The following is a 20,978-nucleotide window of genomic DNA, read 5'->3' on the forward strand; positions in this document are numbered from 1 at the left end:
GGACAGAAGCGCGAACCAGAAGACGAAGAGAGGCGCCGGCAACGGCTCCAGCCCCTGCGGGATGAGTGCCGGGCCGGAAACGGAAACGCAGATGACATAGGCGGCCGTCGTCGGCACCTCCATGCCGAGTACCAGGCAGGCGAGCGCCGTCAGAAACAGCGAAGGCCAGAGCAGGCCACCGGAGCCCGACAGGATCAGCGAGGTGATCTTGACGCCGAGGCCCGTGATCGCAAGAACACCGATGATGATCGACGCGCACACGATGATCGAGGCGATGACCGAGACCTGGCGGGCGGCATTCAGAACCGCGCTTTCCAGGCGTTCAAGGATCTCCCTGACCCGGAAAGTCCCCCTGGCGTTAAAGAACAGCAGCGCAAACCCGGCCAGGATGGCGAGGCAGGCTGCATACTGGGGCGTGTAACCGGCAACGAACATGCCGTAGAGCAACACCCCGAACGGCACCAGAAAGAAGGCCGAGGTGATCAGTACACTGGCCATGTCCGGCTGCTCCTCCCGGTCGATGGCAGCCAGGTCATATCGCCGTGCATAGGCGTTGATGCCGATCCAGACGGCGAGGAAATAAAGCACGGCGGGAAGCAGCGCCGCCGCCATGATCTGCGTGTAGGGCACCCGGGTGAGCTCGACCATGACAAACGCTCCGGCGCCCATTAGCGGCGGCATGATCTGGCCACCCGAGGAGGCCACTGCCTCAACGGCTCCCGCAAGCCGTTTCGGATAACCGAGCCGTGTCATCGCCGGCAGGGTAATTGCGCCCGTAGAGGCGACATTGGCGGAAGCCGAGCCGGAGATGGATCCAAACAGGGCGGAGGAAAGCACGGACACCTTGGCAGCGCCCCCTTTCAGGCGCCCGGCGGCGGCCGCCGCGACATTCATGAAGCCCTGCCCGGCCTCGCCCGCGTTCAGAACGGCACCGAAGATCACGAAGATGGCGACCACATTGACGGAAACGCCCGTCAGGCTGCCCCAGATGCCGCCCTCCGCGATCGTCAGCGTACCGAGGAAACTGGCGAGCGGCGTTCCCGAGTGACCGAATTCGCCCGGAATATGCTGCCCAAGCATGCCATAGGCGAGCGCAAGGGCGGCAACGATGGGCAGTGGCCAGCCGATGGCCCGGCGGGCGCCTTCCAACACGGTCAAGAGCAGGACCGCGGCCACAAGGAACTGGAACCTGCCTTCAAGAAACCCGTATTGGTCGGACAGCGCCGACTGATGGGCAGCGATCCAGAAACACGCCGCCACCCCGACGGCACACAGGAGTGCGCCGCTGACCCGCTTCACCACCCCGCCCCCGGCAAAGACGAAGATCCAGGGCAGCGCCAGCGCCAGATGGATCGGACGGCTGACGAGATTGGGCACCAGCCCGGAAAAGATCAGCCCGAGGTGAAAGGCCACGAGTGCCATGGCCAACACGAGCATGGACGTTCGCCGCAGGGGCGTTGATGCGGTTTCGCTGTTGAACATTTCGATTTATCGGGCTGGGCCCGCCGTCGGAGGCAGACGTGCGGTGGAAGATAATTGAGGCGGGCCGCAGGAATTCCGGCACGTGGCCGGAATTCCATCAGCAGGCCGGCCGCCTTATTTCTGGGCGTCGGTCAGCTCGAAACCGGCTTCCTGGTAGTAGCGGATCGCGCCGGGATGAATTTTGCCGGTGATGTTCTTCATCAGCGCCTGATCGACACCGTTCCACCAGGGGGCATCCTCACCCATCTTTGCTTTCTGTTCCCAGAAGGTCTTGGTCAGGGCGTAGGCGGTATCGTCATCCATCTGGGTGGTCGTGAAGGCGGCGACCGGAAGAGAGGTCGTGGTGATGTCCGCTGTCTGCCCCGCATAGGTACCCGCCGGAATGACCAGCCTGGCGCGCTTGGTCTCGGAAATCTGGTCGTCGGTGAGCGAAATGACGTTGACCGGTGTGGAGGCAGCCGCCTCGATGACATTCGGCGCCGGCCAGGAGCCGGCCGTCACGAAACCGTCGATCTGGCCGTTCTTGAGCGCGGCGACGGCGTTTGACAGTTCGACGTCGGCAATCGTGACCTTGCCTTCAAGGCCGAAAAGCTTGAGGTATTTCTCGCCTTCGGTCGCCCCGAAAGACCCCTTGCCGAGCAGGATGGTCTTGCCTTCCAGACCCGCGAGATCGGACGCACCGCTCGCCTCGGACATGACGAAATGCATGGTCAGGGACGGGATCGGGAAGAGCGCGCGTATCTCATCGAATTTCGGATCGCCCTTGTCCTTGAACATCGCCTTGCCGCCCTGGGCAAGCGAGACCAGAACCGGCGGCGTGGTGAAGACATAGTCCGCTCCACGCGCCCGGGCTTCCATGACGTTCTGCACGGACCCCTGGCTTTCCTCCACGGTGACGATGATGTCGCCGTTGCTGGCAGCCTTCATCGCTTCGGCGATCTGCACGCCCATCTGGTAGTAGGACGAGGAGGACTTGGCGGACTTGTAGGTGATACGCGTTTCCGCCTGCACCTGTGTGACACCAAGAGCAAGAGTCAGGCCGAAGGCCAGTTTCAAAAGCCTGTTTGTCATGAAAGTCTCCCTGGAGCGTATTTCGTTCAAATTTTCCGGCAGACTATTGCGGCTGCAAGGAACTGGCAACGCGTTTTCGACCTGCTTCGGAAAATACGGGAAACCGTCCTTCCAGGACGTCCAGTTCCTGCCCCAAAAGCAGAACCGCCGGCTGTTTCCAACCGGCGGCTCCCAAATTCTCTTATGACAACAGAGGCCTATTTGTCCTCGCCGTCGTCCTCGTCGCTGTTTTCGTTCTTGAGCGAGTTGAGCTTCGCGAACACCGCGTCGGCATCGATTTCCTCTTCCTCTTCCCGTTTGACCGGCTTGGTCGGATCAAGCGAGAAGGCGGCTGCAATGGCGTCTTCGCTGGTGCTGTCCTCGACCGGCATCAGCGTTTCGACCGGTTCGCCCGCTACCGGCTGCGGTGCGTTCTTGGCGGCCTTTTCAACTTCGATGTCCAGTTCGAGCTGGCTGCAGAGGCCGAGGGTCACCGGATCGGACGGCGTCAGATTGGCCGAGTTCCAGTGGGTGCGGTCCCGGATTGCGGCGATGGTCGGCTTGGTGGTGCCGACGAGACGCATGATCTGGGCGTCTTTCAGTTCCGGATGGTTGCGCACCAGCCACAGGATGGCATTCGGGCGGTCCTGGCGGCGGGACACCGGCGTGTAACGCGGGCCCTTGCGCTTGGATTCGGGAACGACAACTTTCGAGCCCTGCAGCTTCAGCTGATAGTTCGGGTCGTTCTGTGCCTTTTCGACTTCTTCTCTGGTGAGCTGGCCCGTCAGGATGGGGTCCAGGCCCTTGATGCCCTGAGCGGCTTCGCCGTCCGCGATCGCCTTGACCTCCAGCGGGTGGAGTTTGCAGAAGTTGGCGATCTGCGTGAAGCTCAGAGCGGTGTTGTCTACGAGCCAGACGGCGGTTGCCTTCGGCATAAGCGGCGTGTTCGCCATCGGATACATTCCTCTCGTCTGCTCCCCCGCCCGGCGGGGCGAAAAAGCGATGTTCCATTTCAAATTAATGGGAAGTGGCCGGAATATAAGAGAAATGCCGAGGAAACGCAAATGGCCTTGCGCAATTTGCTTTTCCTCGGTTTGCGCATCTGAATCAGGCGCCGACAGTCAGCACGATTTTGCCAATATGGCCAGAGCTTTCCATGCGCCGGTGCGCCTCTGCGGCCTCTCCCAGCGGAAAGGTGGAATCCATGACCGGCCCGATTTTGTCCGATTCGATCAACGGCCAGACCTTCTCCTTCAGGCTTTCGGCAATCGCGGTCTTGAATGCGTCGCTGCGCGGCCTGAGCGTCGATCCTGTGTGCGTCAGCCGCTTCACCATGAGGCGCGAGAAGTTCACGTTTTCCGAGATGCCGTTCAACGTGGCGATCTGGCAGATCCGCCCCTCGACGGCGGCCGCCTTCCAGTTCCGCTCCACGTAGTCACCGCCGACCATGTCCAGGATGACGTCAACGCCCTCCCCGCCGGTCAGCTCCAGAACGGCTTTTTCGAACACCTGTTCCCGGTAGTTGATGGCATGATCCGCGCCGAGCTTCCTGACCGCCTCGGCCTTTTCCGCGGACCCGACGGTGGTGAAGACCTCGGCACCGAATGCCTTTGCAAGCTGGATCGCGGTCGTGCCGATGCCGGAGGTTCCGCCATGCACCAGAAACCGCTCGCCGCTCTTCAGCCCGCACCGGTCGAAGACATTGGTCCAGACCGTGAAGAAGGTTTCGGGGAGGGCAGCGGCCTCCGTCATCAAGAGCCCCAGGGGAACCGGAAGCGCGTGGCCCTGGGGGACCTTGCAATATTCCGCATAACCTCCTCCGGGGCAGAGTGCGGCAACCTTGTCGCCGATCCGGTGACGATCCGCCCCCGCACCCAGCGCGACAACTTCACCGGAGACTTCCAGGCCCGGCAGATCGGAAGCCCCCTTCGGCGGCGGATAGGCCCCCTTGCGCTGAAGCACGTCCGGCCGGTTCACCCCGGCAGCCGCAACGCGAATGAGAATCTCGCCCGGGCCGGGTTCCGGCAAAGGCCGCTCTTCAAGCTTCAAGACCTCCGGCCCTCCCGGTTCCGAGATGGCGACCGCGGACATGCTATCCGGCAAATTCTGCATGAGGACCGTTCCTTTCCGGTTCATTTTGGGACTGGTGGGACAATCCCTGCCTGGCATATGGTAAATTTTCTTCACGCGCCTTCGAAGGAAGGAGACGCGAGATCAAGGCAATAGGTGTCACAGCCCGGGAAATGAAACAATGAGCCTATTTGACGAAGATGTCCCCAGGAAACCTCGGACGGGCGCAATTACCGTAGGGGAAGAACTTTCCGCCCTTTCGGAGACCGATCTCGCAGAACGGATAGAGGCCCTGCACGAGGAAATTAACCGTACCCAAAGGGAACTTGAGCAACGCGGGAATATTCGCGATGCAGCCAACTCACTTTTCCAGAAATGACCCTGATAAATATTACATAATTCGAAACAACTTGAAGGGCTTGGAGCGGTTTCAGGGTAAACACCACAGGTACAATTTTATTCGTTTACGTCTTGTTAATCTTTCCAAAGTATAAATTTATACATCCAGTCATCTGGATGTGAGTGGCTCCTGTCCACTCTGTTTGACGCCTCCCTGTTAAAGACTCAGAGCCGCAACCGTGCGGCTCTTTTTTTTGCCTCCTTGCCATAGTACATTGTCACCATTCTGGTTAACGGCCGTTTACTTTCGTGAATGGCACGCAGATTGCTCGGTATTTGGCATGAAGACCAGCGCCGTTCCAAAACGGAACACTTGAAACGAATTGTATTGTTTCGGGACATTTCCAGTGGCGGTGCCTGGATACCGGAAGACAAATTGAGGCGTAGCAATCCAATGACGGAAGACATCAAAAAAGCCGGTGATATTGTAGGTACGGTTCATATCGCACCTCACCTCGCAAGCTCCGACAACTTCCAGAGCCTGTTTCAGGAAGGCATGTCGCTGGTGGAAGAAACCGCGATGTATCTTGACGGGAAAGGCCGTGAGGAAGCCAAGGAACTGCCGCGTCCCGCGTCCCTTGCCTACGCCACGGAATCCATGCGCCTGACCACGCGCCTGATGCAGCTCGCGTCCTGGCTGCTGTTGCAGCGGGCGGTCAACGAGGGCGAAATGTCCCGCGAACAGGCCGGCAGCGACAAGAACAAGGTGCGCCTCGACAAGTTGAGCAGCATGACAGGTGGCCCGTCCTGGCACGACCTCCCGGATACGCTTCGCGACCTTATCGAACGGTCGACCCGCCTGCAGGAACGCGTCGTGCATCTGGACAAGATGCTCTATCGCAAGGACAGCGAAGACCACGCGGAGGAGGCGGGCAACGACAACCCGGTCGCGTCCCAGATCAACCAGCTCCACGCCGCCTTCGGCAAGCTCGGCTGATCCCTCTCACTTTCCGGTATCGACGAAAGCCGCCTTCGGGCGGCTTTTTGTTTGGGTTGAGCTCTCGGCAAAACCGTTTCCGCATCTGTCATCTGCAACGTTCACCGGCGCCCCCCCTTGCGAGCCAAGCGAGACCCGGGCCCACTGATTTCCAGAGTGCCTGGTGCGTGATGAGAGCTTGCGGCAAGCTGCGACTGGTGAATTCAAACGGGAGATGCCTGCAGGCCCCGGATCCGCGCTTGACGTTTGTCCGGGGTGACTTCAGACGGTCTGGATCGCGCGGACCCAGACGGGTTGCCGGAACGGCGCCATTCCCTTCCCGCCCGGAAAACGGAGCCCCGCGCTGCACGCCCCTGAATACAAAAAACCCGGCCAGAGGCCGGGTCTTTCGTTTGAAGTTGCCTTGACCGGGGCTTAGGAGCCCAGGAAGCCAGCGAACTTGTTCTTGAAGCGGGATACGCGGCCGCCACGGTCCATCAGCTGACGGTCACCACCGGTCCATGCCGGGTGGGACGTCGGATCGATGTCCAGCTGCAGGGTGTCGCCTTCCGCGCCATAGGTGGAGCGGGTGGTGTATTCGGTGCCATCGGTCATGACGACCTTGATGGTGTGGTAGTCGGGATGGATATCCGCTTTCATGGCCGGTCCTTTCAAACGTCTCGAAGCTCTTTCCGGGAAAGCAGCCACTGGGACGAAAACGAAGTAAAGGGCCGCCGATCCGGTTGCGGACGCCGCCCTCAGAAACATGAGGCGGGGATATACCTCATGGCGGCAGGCAAGACAAGGGGCTAATTCCCGCAAATTCAACCTATATCCAACGACGGAATTCAAGGCTGAGACCTGCCTGCCGGCAGGGCCGGACTTTCCGCGGGAACTTGACCAATGGCATTGAGCCCCGTGCGGAACATGCTAATACCTTCGGTCACAAAGAGTGAGGAGACGCCCTTGGCCAACGCCACCGCTTCAGACCCGCAATCCGGATCGTCCCGCAGATCGCTGAAACCGCTGACCCGGTTGCTGCCCTATCTGCTGAAACACAGGGGCATGGTGATCGCGGCGGTCTTCGCCCTGTTTTCGGCCGCCGTCATCACGCTGGTGCTGCCAGCGGCCGTGCGCCGGATGATCGACTACGGCTTCGGAGCCGACGACCCGGCGCTTGTCAATTCCTACTTTGTCGTTCTGATCGGCGTCGTCCTGGCCCTCTCCACGGCAAGCGCCTCCCGTTATTTTCTGGTGATGTGGATCGGAGAGAAGGTCGTCGCGGAAGTCCGCTCCGACGTCTTTGCCCATATGACGCGCCTCAGCCCGTCCTTCTACGATGGCGCGAAATCCGGCGAGATCCTGTCCCGGCTGACTGCCGACACCACCCAGATCAAGTCCGCCTTCGGCGCGAGCGCGTCACTCGCCATGCGCAACCTGATCATGTTCCTCGGCGCCGCGGTGATGATGGTCGTCACCAGCCCACGGCTCTCCGTGATCGTGCTCGCGGCCATCCCGATCATCCTGATCCCCATCCTGGGCTTCGGCCGCCAGGTTCGCAAACGCTCCCGCTTTGCCCAGGATACGCTCGCCGATGCCTCCGCCTATGCCAGCGAAATGCTCGGCTCGGTCAGAACCCTTCAGGCCTTTACCCACGAAAACCGCAGCGCAAACCGCTACGGGTCTGCGGTGGAAGCCGCCTTCCAGGCGGCGAGAAAGGCCATCGTGGCCCGGGCAGCACTCACCGGCTTTGCGATGTTTGTCATCGGCTCGAGCATCGTTGCCGTGCTCTGGATCGGGGCGAGCGACGTCTTTGCCGGACGAATTACCGGCGGTGAACTCAGCCAGTTCCTGCTCTATTCCATTCTGGCCGCCGGCTCCCTTGCCGCCCTCTCGGAAGTCTGGGGCGAGCTTTCCCAGGCCGCAGGCGCCGCCGAACGCCTGTCCGAGCTTCTGGAAATTCAGCCGGAAATCAGCGCTCCGGCCAATCCTGTCCGGCTACCGGAAACGCCGCGGGGCGAAATCCTCTTCGACAAGGTGTCCTTTGCCTATCGGAACGCCACCAACATGCCGGTCGTCCGGGATCTGACGCTGACCGTCGCACCGGGTGAAACCGTGGCCGTCGTCGGCCCGTCAGGAGCCGGAAAGTCGACCCTCTTCAGCCTGCTGATGCGTTATTACGATCCCAGGGAAGGCACCATCCGCCTGAACGGCGTGGACCTGCCGCAGCTCGACCCGGAGGACCTGCGCCGCCACATTGCCCTGGTGCCGCAGGACACGGCGATCTTCGGCGCGAGCATTGCGGAGAACATTGCCTACGGCCGGCCAGACGCCAGCCGCGAGGAAATCGTCGCGGCGGCCGAAGCCGCCCTCGCCGCCCCCTTCATCGAGGCCATGACAGAGGGCTACGACACGATGGTGGGGGAACGCGGCATCACCCTGTCGGGCGGCCAGCGTCAGCGCATCGCAATCGCGCGGGCTGTCCTGAAAGCTGCGCCGGTGCTGCTGCTCGACGAGGCGACCAGCGCCCTGGACGCGGAAAGCGAGAACCTGGTGCAGCAGGCCCTGGACCGGCTGATGGAAGGCCGGACCACGCTGGTGATCGCACACCGGCTGGCGACGGTCCTCAAAGCGGACCGGATCGTGGTCATGGAAGACGGCAGGATCGTCGAAACCGGTACCCATGCCGACCTCAGCGCCGCGGGGGGCCTTTACGCCAAGCTCGCCCGCCTGCAGTTCGGTGCTGAACGGGAAACAGCCTGAGGTTCTGCCTCACTCAGCGGTTCAAACCGGGCCCCGGCTCAAGGCCGGGGCGGCGTTTATGCGGGAATTTCGGACGAGGCTCCTGCCACTCCTCCCACGCTGTCCCGGACCTGATCCGGGACCTTCAAGACGTTCAATAGCGGATAAGAGCGGGTGGCACGGGAAGCAACCCTGATCAGTCTTCGTCCGGAAGCGCCACTGTATAGTTCAGCGGCAGACGTCCGCCGTCGGCGAAGATGGTCTGGCCGGTGACGTAGCTGGCATCATCGGATGCCAGAAAAGCCGCAACGCCCGCGATTTCGGAGGGATCGCCAATGCGCTGCATCGGCGTCCGCGCCATGACTCGCGCCTTGGCGGCCGGGTCGGCGTTCACCGATTCGAGCATTTCCGTCATGATCGACCCCGGACCGATGGCATTGACGCGGATGCCGTATTGAGCAAGCGACACGGCCGTTGTCCTTGTGAGCTGCGCCATGCCGCCCTTGGAGACGCAATAGGCCAGCTGGGTGGGAATCGCGAGAACCGAGTTTACGGAGCTCATGTTGATGATGCAGCCGGGCTTTCCGCCTTCCTCCACTTTCTCCACCATGTGGCGGGCGACCGCCTGGGAACACAGGAAGGCGCCCTTCAGGTTGACAGACAGCACCCGGTCGAAGTCGTCTTCTTCCAGCTCAAGGAAATCGGCGCCGATAACGATCCCGGCATTGTTGACGAGAATGTCGACGTCGCCATATGCGTTCAGCGTTTCGGCGACCAGGTTGCGCACATCCAGCCGTTCGCAGACGTTGCAATGAATATATGTCGCCTCCCCAAGGCCCTTCAGATCCTCAACCGCCGCTTCGCCAGCACTGTCGTCCACATCTGCGATGACGACCTTTGCGCCGTCCGTAACGAATCGCCGGGCGACGGCCAGGCCGATACCACGGGCTGCGCCGGTTACGATGGCGACCTTATTTTCCAAAGACACGGAAACCTCACGGTTGTTTGAGTAACGTTCTTCACACCAGGGGTCGGCCCCTCGGGCACTGGACCCAGAATTCTGACCGCAAAACGAAAGCGGGCCGCTTCGCAGCGGCCCGACCTTATGGCGCAAATTCAGCCTTGTCGATGGCCGACATCGACCTCCAGTAGCGTCACCTCACGAACTCACGCGGAAATCCCGTGTGATTTCAAGGCGTCGCTGATTTCGTCCAGGATGGCCGGATCGTCGATCGTGGCGGGCATCTTGTAGCTTTCACCATCCGCGATCTGACGCATCGTTCCGCGCAGGATCTTGCCGGAGCGGGTTTTCGGCAGCCGATCCACGGTGATGGCGATCTTGAAGGCCGCGACCGGCCCGATCTTTTCGCGCACCAGTTTCACCAGTTCCGCTTCGATCTCCTCGTGCGGCCGATCCACGCCGGACTTCAGAACCACGAAGCCGCAGGGCAACTGTCCCTTCAGCTTGTCGGCAATTCCGATAACGGCGCATTCGGCGACATCGGGATGGGTTGCCAGCACCTCCTCCATGCCGCCGGTGGAAAGCCTGTGCCCGGCGACATTGATGATATCGTCGGTGCGCGCCATGATCGACAGATAGCCGTCGTCGTCGATGACGCCGGCATCCGCGGTCTTGTAATAGCCCGGGAACTCGGCGAGATACGAGTCGAAGAAGCGCTTGTCCGCATTCCAAAGCGTCGGCAGACAGCCCGGCGGCAGAGGCAGTTTCACCACGATATTGCCGAGCGTGTTGGCTCCCAGCGGGTGACCGGCGTCGTCCAGAACCTGAACGTCATAACCGGGCATTGGCACGGTGGGCGAGCCGGGTTTGACCGGCAACTGGCCGAGCCCCAGCGGATTGCCGACGATGCACCAGCCGGTTTCTGTCTGCCACCAGTGGTCGATCACCGGCACCTGCAGCTGCTCGATGGCCCAGTTGACGGTTTCCGGATCCGCCCGCTCGCCTGCCAGGAACAGGGAACGGTACTGGGACAGGTCGTATTTCCCGATCAGCTCGCCGTTGGGGTCTTCCTTGCGGATTGCCCGGAAAGCCGTCGGCGCGGTGAAGAGCGACACCACGTTGTGGTCGGCGATCACCCGCCAGAAGGTGCCCGCATCCGGCGTTCCGACCGGCTTGCCCTCAAAGACGATGGTGGTGCAGCCGTGCAGGAGCGGGGCGTAGCAGATGTAGGAATGCCCGACCACCCAGCCGACATCGGACGCGGCCCAGAAGACCTCGCCCGGCTGCACGTCGTAGAGATTGGACATCGACCATTTCAGCGCGACCATATGACCGCCGTTGTCGCGCAAAACGCCCTTGGGCTGGCCGGTGGTGCCGGAGGTGTAAAGAATATAGAGCGGATCGGTCGCCTTGACGGTGACGGGTGCCACCTTGCGGCCTTTGGCCTTGGCTTCCGCCTGCAGGGCACCGAAATCGAAATCCCGGCCTTCGACCATCTCCCCGGCCAGTTCCTCGCGCTGATAGACCAGGCAAAACTCCGGCTTGTGCGTCGACTGGTCGATCGCGGCGTCCATCAACGGCTTGTAGGCGATCACGCGGCCCGGCTCGAGGCCGCAGGAGGCCGCGATAATTGCCTTGGGCGAGGCATCGTCGATGCGCGTCGCCAGCTCATTGGCCGCGAACCCTCCGAACACGACGGAGTGGATGACACCGAGACGGGCACAGGCGAGCATGGCCATCACCGCTTGCGGAATCATCGGCATGTAGAGGATCGCCCGGTCGCCCTTCTCCAGCCCCCTGTCGGCGAGCACGGCGGCCAGCGCCTCCACTTCTACCAGCAGTTCCGCATAGGTGTAGGTCTTGGTCCTGCCGGTGATAGGGCTGTCGTAGATCAGCGCGGGCTGGCCCGGACGGCCGCGCTCGACATGGCGGTCGAGGCAGTTGTAGCAGGTGTTGCATTCCCAATCCGGGAACCAGCGGCCATACTGGTCCTGGTCCGGGTCGAAAATCTTGCCGGACCTTGAAACCCAATCGATTTCGTCAGCAGCCGCCTTCCAGAATCCCAACGGATCCTCTTTCCAGCCCTGATAGACCTCGTGATACCGGCTTGCCATGAACTTTCCTCCCAAAGTGCCTCCCGGGGCCGGGGCGCCTTGCAAAATCCAAGACGGGTTCCCGGCCTGCGCTTTTGACACCTAGAGTGGTGTAATAAAATGTAAAAAGGCAAGAGCTGACGGCTAAGCAATTCGACGGTCGGGACTTTACGTAAGCACTCTGGCGTGGTTGTCTGCCGGTCCCGATCCTGTCAATAATCCGTCCCTTCATCCATCCATTCGAGCATATGTCCCCCATCGCAGATCCCTGGTTCTACGCCGCTGCCATTCCGTCCGTTTTCCTTGTCGGTCTGTCCAAGGGCGGTTTTGGCGGAACCTTCGCCATGCTCGGCGTTCCGATCATGGCCCTCGTCATCTCGCCGCTTCAGGCCGCCGGCATAATGCTGCCGATCCTGATCGTCATGGATATCGTCGCGCTTGCAGCCTATCGCGGAAAGGCCGACTGGCGCAGCCTCAGCATTTTGCTGCCGGCCGCCATCTTGGGGATCGGCATCGGTTGGGCGACCGCGGCCTATGTGAACGACGCCTTCGTGATCCTGCTGATCGGCGTCATGTCGCTCGCCTTTGTCGCCGACTATCTTTTCAAGCAGCGCAAGGTCACCACCGCCGCCAGCCACAATCTGCCGAAGGGCACCTTCTGGGGAACCATTGCCGGTTTTACCAGCTTCATCAGCCACACCGGCGGGCCGCCCTTTCAGATGTACATGCTGCCCCTGCGCCTGGCGCCGCTTATGTTCGCCGGCACCGCCGTGATCTTCTTTGCCGCAGTCAACGCGATCAAGCTGGTGCCCTATTTTCTGCTCGGCCAGTTCGACGCCACCAATCTGGCGACCTCGGTCATGCTGTTTCCGGTGGCGCTGATCGCGACGCTCTGCGGTGTCCGGCTTGTGCGGATCGTCAAGGCGGAGACCTTCTACGGCATCATCTATGTTTTCATGGGCCTGATCGGCGCCAAGCTGACTTATGATGGCTTTGCCGGTTTTCTGTCGTGACAGGACGGGATTGGGCCGACCTGCCCCAACTGGAGCATTGCACAATCACCGCTTACCCGGTTTGATGCCGCCAGAGCGCCTTGCGCTCAAGATGATCAGGGAGGAGGATCATGGACGCCAGCGCCAGCCCGTTTACCCAGGGCCTCAACAAGAATACCGCCAATTACGCGCCCCTGAGCCCGCTCAGTTTCCTGGCACGCGCCGCTGACGTGTTTCCGGAGACGACGGCCATCGTCCATGGCAGCCAGCGGACGGACTACCGGACCTTCTACCGCCGCTCGCGCCAGCTTGCCTCCGCGCTTGCAAAACTGGACATCGGCAAGAACGACACGGTGTCAGTCATGCTGCCCAACGTGCCGCCGATGCTGGAAGCCCACTACGGCGTGCCGATGACCGGCGCGGTGCTCCATTCCCTCAACACCCGGCTGGACGCGGCGATCCTCGCGTTCCAGCTCGACCACGCCAATGCCAGGGTGCTGATCACGGACCGGGAATTTGCCCCCGTCGTCAGGGAAGCCCTCTCGCTCGCTACCGTCAAGCCCGTGGTGATCGACTATTCCGATCCGGAATTCCCGCAAGAAGGCGAGCGCCTCGGGAAGCTGGACTACGAGGAGTTTCTGCAAACCGGCGATCCGGACTTCGAATGGGCGCTGCCGGACGACGAATGGGACGCCATCGCGCTGAATTACACCTCCGGCACGACCGGCAATCCGAAGGGGGTCGTCTATCACCACCGCGGCGCCTATCTGCTGGCCCAGGCGAATGTCATCACCGCCTCCATGACCAAGCACCCGGTTTACCTCTGGACCTTGCCGATGTTCCACTGCAACGGCTGGTGTTTTCCCTGGTCGATCTCGGTGGTTGCCGGTACGCATGTCTGCCTGCGCTGGGTCCGCCCGAAAGCCATGTGGGACCTGATCGCCGACGAACAGGTGACCCATCTGTGCGGTGCGCCGATCATCATGTCGACGCTCCTGAACGCGGCACCGGACCAGAAACGCGACCTCGATCATCAGGTCGAATTCTTCACCGCGGCCGCGCCGCCGCCGGAAAGCGTGCTGGCTGCCATGAAAACCGCCGGCTTCAACGTCACCCATCTCTATGGTCTCACCGAAGTCTACGGTCCCGCCGTCGTCAACGACTGGAAGCGGGAATGGGACGGTCTTCCGGCCGACCTGCAGGCCCAGAAGAAAGCCCGGCAGGGCGTTCGCTATGTGGCGCTGGAAGGCCTGACGGTGCTCGATCCCGAAACGATGGAACCGGTTCCGGCGGACGGCGAGACCCTTGGCGAGGTCATGTTCCGCGGCAATGTGGTCATGAAAGGCTATCTGAAAAACCGGGAAGCCACGGAAGAGGCCTTCCACGGCGGCTGGTTTCATTCCGGCGACCTCGGCGTGCTGCATCCGGACGGCTATATCCAGCTGAAGGACCGTTCCAAGGACATCATTATCTCCGGCGGCGAAAACATCTCCTCCATTGAAGTGGAGGAAGTGCTCTACAAGCATCCGGACGTCCAGGCCGCGGCTGTCGTTGCGCGCCCGGACGAGAAATGGGGCGAAACACCCTGCGCCTTCGTCGAGTTGAGGGCGGGGGCCGCTGTCGGTGAAGCGGACCTGATCGCCTTCTGCCGCGAACATCTTGCGAATTTCAAGGCGCCCAAGACCGTCGTCTTCTGCGAGCTTCCGAAAACTTCGACCGGCAAGATCCAGAAATTCACGCTCCGGGAGCAGGCCAGGAAACTGTGAGGCCTGGCGGGCAGGCATAAAAAAACGCCGCGTGAAACGCGGCGTTTTGAATTCTCTGGCAGACGGCCTAATGGATGGTCACGTCGTGCCGTATTCGCTCAATCTCATCCTTAATCTTGAGCTTTTGTCTTTTCATGTCAGCCAATTCCAGGGAGTCAGTACTCGGGTGCAACTGAGCATCTTCAATCCTGCGTTCCATTTCCGCGTGGCGGCGCTCAAGTTCTGCGAGATGCGACTGCATGGACATGGATATACCTCCTGTCTGTTGGCTCAACCCCGGCATCGTGCCACAGGAAATCCGGCCTTGTCGATTGCAGAATCCGCATATCGGAGGCGTTTAGATGTCAAATAATGCTTTCCTGTCGCTATCCTTAGGAAACCCTGAAAATCCGCCGGCTAATAAGCGCTTCAAAACGCTGGAAATTTCGCCATGGGAGTTTTGCCGGTTCAAGAATTCACATGGGTCAAAATTTCGCAGTTTTTTTCCGGCGGCGTGGACGGATCCGGGCAGGAGGGCGGAATCTGGAAACGCGGGTCCGTTCGGCGGGGTTTGGCCGACATCCCGCAAGGCAGGATATACCGCACGCAGCAGCCGGTCCGGTGAAATTGCCACCAAATGGTTCAATATTATCGAGAAACGCTTTATCTTGCCGGACGGAAGCAAACGAATTGAGAGCATCCTGCGTTTGAAAGAACGCAGAACACGGATTGGACGCTCCGACATTTTGAAAACGGTCGGCCTGAGGCCTTCTTTCGACGCCGCTTGCCGGTACCGATGAAACTTCAGCCGATCCGGGACGGATGTCCGGCTTTGGGGGACGTAAATGGCGCAAATGGACAATGATGCTTTGCGTAAGGAACTGGCGCAACTTCGCCAGGAACACAGGGATCTTGACGTCGCTGTCGAAGCGCTGGCAGAAAAATCCAACTATGACGCGCTGCAGCTTCAGAGACTGAAAAAGAAGAAGCTGATGATCAAGGACCGGATCACGGCCCTGGAAGACCAGTTGTTTCCCGATATCATCGCCTGATGCCGGTATCCGCGGGTATCCGCACAGGCCATTTTTCCTGAGATTGCCGCTTGCGATGCGCCGCGCGCTGCCTATACTCCGCGGCTCTTCCGATCCCGATGGAGACTGGAGCAGGATATGGCAAAAGCGGATGTCGCAATCATCATGGGCAGCCAGTCGGACTGGCCGACAATGAAACATGCGGCGGACACACTCGAGCAGCTCGGCATCAGCTTCGAGGCACGGATCGTTTCGGCGCACCGCACACCGGACCGGATGTACGACTTTGCCAAGGGTGCAAAAGCCGAAGGCTTCAAGATCATCATCGCGGGCGCCGGAGGCGCCGCTCATCTGCCGGGCATGACGGCGGCCCTGACGCCGCTGCCCGTGTTCGGCGTTCCGGTCGAAAGCCGGGCCCTTTCGGGGGAGGACAGCCTGCTTTCCATCGTGCAGATGCCGGCCGGCATTCCGGTTGGTACCCTTGCCATCGGCAAGGCGGGTGCCACCAATGCGGCCTTGCTGGCGGCGGCCGTGCTGGCGCTGAACGATGACGAGACCGCAACCGCTCTGGACAAGTACCGGGCGGACCGGACGGCAGCGGTTGCCGAACAGCCCAGCGACGACGTTTGAATTACGGACCACTGAGGGATTTCAGGTCATGAGCGCGAAGATCCGGCTCGTCCCAGGCGACACGATCGGCATTCTCGGCGGAGGCCAGCTCGGCAGGATGCTGGCGCAATCCGCGGCAAGCCTCGGATTGAAGACCCACATCTATTGTCCCGACGCCAACAGCCCGGCCTTCGACGTCAGCGCCGCGCATACGGTTGCGCCCTACGAGGATCTTGAGGCGCTGGACCGCTTTGCCGGCTCCGTTGCTGTCGTCACCTACGAATTTGAAAACGTGCCGGGTCCGACGGCGGCCCATCTGGACGCGAAGGTTCCCGTCCGGCCGGGCGCAAGAGCCCTGGAAGTCTCGCAGGACCGGCTGTTCGAGAAGCAGTACCTGACGGACGCCGGTGTCGCGATCGCGGGTTTTGCCGAAATCAACTCGCAACAGGACCTGGAAACCGCCCTCGCCTCCCTTGGCGGCAAGGGTGTCCTGAAAACCCGGCGCTTCGGCTACGATGGCAAGGGCCAGCTGATGATCCGCACCCCCGGCGATGTTGCCGGTGCCTTTGAGGCCATCGGGTCGGTGCCCGCGGTTCTGGAAGACCTCATTGCCTTCGACTGCGAAGTATCGGTGATCGTCGCCCGGGACCTCGACGGGACATGCGCCTGCTACGACATTGCCCGCAACCACCATGAAAACCACATTCTGAAAACCTCGACTGTTCCGGCGGGCGTTTCGGAGGCAACCGCGCTTGCCGCCCGCGAGATGGCAGAACGGATCGTGACGGGCCTCGGCTATGTCGGCGTCATGGGCGTGGAAATGTTCCTCGTGCGTGACGGTGCCGGCGAACGGCTGCTGGTCAACGAGATCGCCCCGCGCGTTCACAATTCCGGCCACTGGACACAGGATGCCTGTCTGACGTCGCAGTTCGAGCAGCACATCCGCGCAGTCGCCGGCTGGCCGCTCGGCTCCGCAACCCGGCATTCGGACGCGGTCATGGAAAATCTCATCGGTTTCGATGCGGATGGCTGGGACAAGGTTCTCAAGGAGCCATCCGCAGCCCTGCATCTTTACGGCAAGTCGGAGACCCGCGCCGGCCGCAAGATGGGCCACGTGAACCGGATTTCGCCGAAAACGGCCTGAATGGCAACAAACCGGCCGTCCCGGTCACGCACAGGGCGAACCGGGAGCTGCCCCCCCCCGATCTTATCGTAAAGCTGTTATGGACCGCGCGGATGCCGGTCTGGTCCCCGGTCGCGGTCTCGCTTCATCCGGAACAACGGTCAGGAGATCAGCCGCCGCGAAGACGCATGCCTGCAGCCCCCGTCAGCCCATCACCAGTCCCAGTTTCTCCCGCCGGGCGAAACGCAAATTGGCGAGAAGTGCGACGGAAGCCAATCCGCCGGCCAGGCCGCACCAGACCCCGACACCGCCCCAGCCCGCCAGGAACCCCAGTCCGAGCGACAGGCTGATGCCGACAACCCAGTAGCCGAAGAGCGCATAGAACAGCGGTATCGTCGTGTCGCCGAGACCGCGCAAATTGTTGACGCCTATGATCTGGCCGCCGTCGGCCAATTGGAAGATGGCTGCGACCAGCAGGAACGAAACACCATAGGTCAGCACGTTGCGCGCCTCCGGATCGTTCAGATCCAGGTAAAGGCCGACAAGGGTTTCCGGGATGGTCCAGAACAGGACTGCGAAGCAGAACATGAACAGCATGGTGATAGCGAGCGACGTCCACCCTGCCCTGCCGACGCCGGCATGGTCGCCCCGCCCGGCTGCCAGGCTGACACGGGTCATGGCCGCGACTGAGAAGCCGACAGGCACCATGAAGGTAATGGAGGCGATCTGCAGCGCGATGCCGTGGCCCGCGAGCGGCAGCGTGCCGAGCCAGCCGATCATGATGGAGGAGGCGGTGAACAGGGAGCCTTCCGCGATGATGGTCAGTGCGATCGGCGTTCCGAGCCGTACGATCTGCCAAAAGACGGGCCAGTCCGACCGCCAGATCCGGCCGAGAATGTTGTAGCGCTTGAGCTTCGGATGAACGGTTGCATAAGCGAGCAGGAAGAGGAAAGTGACGGTTGCGCTCAAAACCGAGGCGATGCCCGCCCCCACCAGCTCCAGGCGCGGAAAACCGAACTCACCGAAAATCAGCGCGTAATCCAGGAACGCGTTCGCCAGGGCACCTGCGATTGTCGCCCACAGCACCACCTGAGCACGCTCCATGACGGTCAGAAAGCCGCGCACCGCCATGATCAGCAAGGCTGGCAGCATGGTCCATTGCAGATAGGCCATATAAACCCCGGCAAGTTCGGCAAGCTTTGGCTCCTGACCGAGCAGAAGCAGGATCGTTTCCGTAAAGAACAGGACGCACCAGACCGGTATGCAGAAAAGAACGGAGACCCAGAATCCCATCCGCACGGCCCTGCGCAGGTCCCGCGGCTTGCGCTGCCCCCTTGCCCGTGCAGCGAGCGGTATGACCGCCTGCAGGATGCCCATGCCGAAGAACCACAGGAGCATGTAGAAGTTGAAGGCGAGCACCGAGGCTGCAAGTTCTTGCGCACCCAGGCGGCCGATCATCAGCACATCGGTTGTGTTGATCGCCATCTGCGCAAGCTGCGCGCCCGCCAGCGGCAGGCCGAGCGCCAGGGTCGGCAGGATGTCACTCCGCCACAAGGACGTTCCATTTTTCGAATCGGGGGGCCTTGACGCGGGTGGCGCCATTGTTCTCTCCAAAAATGGGCTAGGTCACGAACGCCTGAATAGCGTTCATCTGGCCGGGGCCAGAACTTCCACCTCTAATCTTCCTTTGATATGGTGTCCACTCCTGTTCTGCCCGTCCGGCGAGCAGTTTACAGGAAGCCGTTGAGTCACTTTCGGCGTGATTCTTTGCGAATGGCTGTGGACACACTTGCCCGGCTCTGGTATTAAGCGGCCCAAAGTGAGCGACGCGTCAGCGGCGATCAGGTTCCTGCACACTAGTGAATGCTCGGTACATCGCATTACACGATGAGCATTGAGCGCGTGTCATCAGGGCGGTCGCAAAAGGTGCTGACGGGGCGTCACTTCAGTCTTTGTCCACTTAGACAACGTCCAATTTTGGCTGCGGATTGTCCGCAGCGTATTGAAAACGGGAAAAAACGCGTGCAGGTTCTGGTCCGCGACAACAATGTCGATCAAGCGCTCAAGGCGCTCAAGAAAAAGATGCAGCGCGAAGGCATCTTCCGTGAAATGAAGCTTCGCGGTCACTTCGAAAAACCGTCTGAAAAGAAAGCGCGTGAAAAGGCTGAAGCCATTCGCCGCGCACGCAAGCTGGCTCGCAAGCGGGCACAGCGCGAAGGTCTGCTTCCGGGCAAGTCCGCTCGCCGCTAAGCGGCTTGAGTGTGCCCTGGCGGCCCGGATTGCCGCTCCCGACAAGTTCGCCGTAAGGCCGGCCGGATCGACGGTCGGCTTTTTGGCGTTTGCGCAGAATGCTCTGGACATCGGCCTGCGATTGAACCCGCAGCCACATTCCCGCCCAATTGGAGTCAGATGAACGGCATGTCTAATCGCTTCACCGCAAGAGATCACATGTGCCGCATGCGCAAACATCTGCCCCTTGCCGCCATCTTCGGCCTCGCAACCCTTCTGGCTGCCTGCGTGGGCGACGGCGTCTATAATGACGTGCCGGTGAATTCCTCGGCGGGATCGACCACCAACATTGCCTCGCTGACCGCGGTGATCGAAGCCAATCCGTCGGATGCGACCGCCTACAGCACGCGGGGCATCGCCTATGGCCAGGCGGGCAAGCTCGACAATGCGGTCGAGGATTTCAACCGCGCGCTCCAGCTCAACCCGCAGTCCTACCAGACCTATGCCAACCGGGCGCTGGTCTACCGGCGGATGGGCCAGACAGATCAGGCAATCTCCGACTACACCCGCGCCATCAACATCAAGCCGGACTATGACGTCGCTTATGTGGGCCGCGGAAACATCTACCGTCAGCGGGGCAATTACAGCGCCGCTCTGGCGGATTTCAATTCCGTCATTGCCCGCGACAGCAGCGATGCCCGTGCGTTCTACAACCGCGGCCTGATCTACCAGGCGCAGAAGCAGGACAACCGGGCAATCGAGGACTTTGCCACGGCGATCGGCCTTAACCCGAAGGCCGCCGCCCCCTACACCGCCCGCGGCATTTCCTATCTTGCGGTCAACGATCCGACGGCAGCGTTCTCGGACCTCTCCATGGCTGTGAACCTGGACCGCAATTCCGCCGTGGCCTGGGCCAACCGCGGTCTTGCGCTGGAGATGCTCGACAAACCGAAAGATGCCCGCCGCAACTACAACAAGGCGATCACGCTCGACAATTCGAACAAGATCGCCCGCGAAGGCATCGGCCGCATCGGCCGGACCTGATTCCAGGACGCCGCCGCGGCTGCGCTTGCAAGGCCGGCAAATCCCCCTCGTCTGACCCAGATCAAGGCTCGCTGAGCGGCGCGCGTCCATAAGGGGCCGTAAGATGTTCCGGCGGATGAGGCGGCGTTTCATGAGCAAGATACTGATTGTGGATGGCCACCCCGATCCGGACGGGCGGCATCTTTGCCACGGACTTGCCGAAGCTTACCTGAAGGGCGCTAAGGCAGGCGGTCACGAGGCCGAACTGTTGCGCATTGCGGATCTGGAATTTCCGGTTCTGCGCCGCCCCGGCGATTTCGAGAAAGAACCAACACCGGAACCGCTTCATCCGGCCCGCGACGCCCTGCTCGCCGCCAATCATCTTGTCCTGATCTATCCGCTGTGGCTCGGCACGCTGCCGGCCTATACGAAAGCCTTCCTGGAACAGGTGCTGCATTACGAAACGGCGTTTGAGCGGCATGAGGACAGCAGATGGCCAACTGGCAAGATGCA

The 20,978-nt window shown here is 61.4% G+C and carries 21 protein-coding genes; 12 read left to right on the plus strand and 9 right to left on the minus strand.

All coding sequences use genetic code 11. The features are described 5' to 3' along the window. The 4 genes from ACQY7U_RS24910 to ACQY7U_RS24925 all read right to left on the minus strand — a co-directional run. Nucleotides 1–1,437: TRAP transporter permease (locus ACQY7U_RS24910; RefSeq protein ID WP_428650885.1), on the minus strand; the 1,437-nt coding region annotated here is incomplete at its 3' end. Between the two features lie 159 nt (nucleotides 1,438–1,596). Then, nucleotides 1,597–2,553: a TAXI family TRAP transporter solute-binding subunit gene (locus tag ACQY7U_RS24915; RefSeq protein WP_428650888.1), complete on the minus strand. Its 957-nt coding sequence runs from the start codon at nucleotides 2,551–2,553 to the stop codon at nucleotides 1,597–1,599. A gap of 197 nt (nucleotides 2,554–2,750) precedes the next feature. Continuing rightward, the gene (locus ACQY7U_RS24920) at nucleotides 2,751–3,485 is read right to left on the minus strand and encodes a DUF1013 domain-containing protein (protein WP_428650891.1); all 735 of its coding nucleotides are present in this window, start codon (nucleotides 3,483–3,485) and stop codon (nucleotides 2,751–2,753) included. Nucleotides 3,486–3,639: 154 nt separating this feature from the next. Beyond that, nucleotides 3,640–4,644, minus strand: coding sequence for an NAD(P)H-quinone oxidoreductase (locus tag ACQY7U_RS24925; RefSeq protein WP_428650894.1), 1,005 nt, complete (start codon nucleotides 4,642–4,644; stop codon nucleotides 3,640–3,642). Between the two features lie 139 nt (nucleotides 4,645–4,783). Here ACQY7U_RS24925 and ACQY7U_RS24930 point away from each other — a divergent pair, with 139 nt between their 5' ends. Together ACQY7U_RS24930 and ACQY7U_RS24935 are read left to right on the plus strand one after the other, a co-directional pair. Then, a complete protein-coding gene (locus tag ACQY7U_RS24930; RefSeq protein ID WP_428650897.1) occupies nucleotides 4,784–4,981 on the plus strand; it encodes a DUF1192 domain-containing protein in 198 nt (65 codons plus the stop codon). Between the two features lie 414 nt (nucleotides 4,982–5,395). Beyond that, entirely contained in the window at nucleotides 5,396–5,938 is a 543-nt protein-coding gene (locus ACQY7U_RS24935) for a DUF1465 family protein (protein WP_428650900.1), read from the plus strand. A 414-nt stretch (nucleotides 5,939–6,352) separates the two neighbouring features. Here ACQY7U_RS24935 and rpmE read toward each other — a convergent pair whose 3' ends face one another. Then, a complete protein-coding gene (gene rpmE / locus ACQY7U_RS24940) occupies nucleotides 6,353–6,577 on the minus strand; it encodes a 50S ribosomal protein L31 (RefSeq protein WP_155144567.1) in 225 nt (74 codons plus the stop codon). A gap of 267 nt (nucleotides 6,578–6,844) precedes the next feature. Here rpmE and ACQY7U_RS24945 point away from each other — a divergent pair, with 267 nt between their 5' ends. Beyond that, nucleotides 6,845–8,680, plus strand: a complete 1,836-nt coding sequence (locus ACQY7U_RS24945; RefSeq protein ID WP_428650937.1) for an ABC transporter transmembrane domain-containing protein — start codon at nucleotides 6,845–6,847, stop codon at nucleotides 8,678–8,680. A 175-nt stretch (nucleotides 8,681–8,855) separates the two neighbouring features. On the opposite strand, the gene ACQY7U_RS24950 is transcribed toward ACQY7U_RS24945, so the two are convergent. Continuing rightward, nucleotides 8,856–9,647: an SDR family NAD(P)-dependent oxidoreductase gene (locus ACQY7U_RS24950; RefSeq protein WP_428650903.1), complete on the minus strand. Its 792-nt coding sequence runs from the start codon at nucleotides 9,645–9,647 to the stop codon at nucleotides 8,856–8,858. A gap of 179 nt (nucleotides 9,648–9,826) precedes the next feature. Next, nucleotides 9,827–11,734: a propionyl-CoA synthetase gene (locus ACQY7U_RS24955; protein ID WP_428650905.1), complete on the minus strand. Its 1,908-nt coding sequence runs from the start codon at nucleotides 11,732–11,734 to the stop codon at nucleotides 9,827–9,829. A 227-nt stretch (nucleotides 11,735–11,961) separates the two neighbouring features. On the opposite strand from ACQY7U_RS24955, the gene ACQY7U_RS24960 reads away from it, so the two are divergent. Together ACQY7U_RS24960 and ACQY7U_RS24965 are read left to right on the plus strand one after the other, a co-directional pair. Further along, nucleotides 11,962–12,726 (plus strand): sulfite exporter TauE/SafE family protein, encoded by a 765-nt coding sequence (locus tag ACQY7U_RS24960; protein WP_428650908.1) that lies wholly within the window; start codon nucleotides 11,962–11,964, stop codon nucleotides 12,724–12,726. 110 nt (nucleotides 12,727–12,836) lie between these two features. After that, complete coding sequence (locus ACQY7U_RS24965) at nucleotides 12,837–14,471, plus strand: acyl-CoA synthetase (protein WP_428650911.1); 1,635 nt, start codon at nucleotides 12,837–12,839, stop codon at nucleotides 14,469–14,471. 67 nt (nucleotides 14,472–14,538) lie between these two features. On the opposite strand, the gene ACQY7U_RS24970 is transcribed toward ACQY7U_RS24965, so the two are convergent. Next, nucleotides 14,539–14,718: a YdcH family protein gene (locus ACQY7U_RS24970; protein ID WP_428650914.1), complete on the minus strand. Its 180-nt coding sequence runs from the start codon at nucleotides 14,716–14,718 to the stop codon at nucleotides 14,539–14,541. A gap of 94 nt (nucleotides 14,719–14,812) precedes the next feature. On the opposite strand from ACQY7U_RS24970, the gene ACQY7U_RS24975 reads away from it, so the two are divergent. From ACQY7U_RS24975 to ACQY7U_RS24990, 4 genes are all read left to right on the plus strand, one after another. Continuing rightward, complete coding sequence (locus ACQY7U_RS24975) at nucleotides 14,813–15,250, plus strand: hypothetical protein (RefSeq protein ID WP_428650917.1); 438 nt, start codon at nucleotides 14,813–14,815, stop codon at nucleotides 15,248–15,250. A 45-nt stretch (nucleotides 15,251–15,295) separates the two neighbouring features. Further along, nucleotides 15,296–15,502, plus strand: coding sequence for a YdcH family protein (locus tag ACQY7U_RS24980; RefSeq protein WP_428650920.1), 207 nt, complete (start codon nucleotides 15,296–15,298; stop codon nucleotides 15,500–15,502). Between the two features lie 117 nt (nucleotides 15,503–15,619). After that, nucleotides 15,620–16,111 (plus strand): 5-(carboxyamino)imidazole ribonucleotide mutase, encoded by a 492-nt coding sequence (purE, locus tag ACQY7U_RS24985; protein WP_428650923.1) that lies wholly within the window; start codon nucleotides 15,620–15,622, stop codon nucleotides 16,109–16,111. Nucleotides 16,112–16,139: 28 nt separating this feature from the next. Further along, a complete protein-coding gene (locus tag ACQY7U_RS24990) occupies nucleotides 16,140–17,234 on the plus strand; it encodes a 5-(carboxyamino)imidazole ribonucleotide synthase (protein WP_428650926.1) in 1,095 nt (364 codons plus the stop codon). A gap of 183 nt (nucleotides 17,235–17,417) precedes the next feature. Here ACQY7U_RS24990 and ACQY7U_RS24995 read toward each other — a convergent pair whose 3' ends face one another. After that, complete coding sequence (locus ACQY7U_RS24995; RefSeq protein WP_428650929.1) at nucleotides 17,418–18,767, minus strand: MATE family efflux transporter; 1,350 nt, start codon at nucleotides 18,765–18,767, stop codon at nucleotides 17,418–17,420. A 468-nt stretch (nucleotides 18,768–19,235) separates the two neighbouring features. On the opposite strand from ACQY7U_RS24995, the gene rpsU reads away from it, so the two are divergent. From rpsU to ACQY7U_RS25010, 3 genes are all read left to right on the plus strand, one after another. Next, a complete protein-coding gene (gene rpsU / locus ACQY7U_RS25000; protein WP_008188883.1) occupies nucleotides 19,236–19,463 on the plus strand; it encodes a 30S ribosomal protein S21 in 228 nt (75 codons plus the stop codon). 168 nt (nucleotides 19,464–19,631) lie between these two features. Next, nucleotides 19,632–20,486: a tetratricopeptide repeat protein gene (locus ACQY7U_RS25005; protein ID WP_428650932.1), complete on the plus strand. Its 855-nt coding sequence runs from the start codon at nucleotides 19,632–19,634 to the stop codon at nucleotides 20,484–20,486. Between the two features lie 130 nt (nucleotides 20,487–20,616). Further along, a partial coding sequence (locus ACQY7U_RS25010) for an NAD(P)H-dependent oxidoreductase (protein ID WP_428650934.1) occupies nucleotides 20,617–20,978 on the plus strand: 362 nt, incomplete at its 3' end.

Origin of the sequence: Roseibium sp., assembly GCF_050301095.1 — a bacterium.
Classification (GTDB): domain Bacteria; phylum Pseudomonadota; class Alphaproteobacteria; order Rhizobiales; family Stappiaceae; genus Roseibium.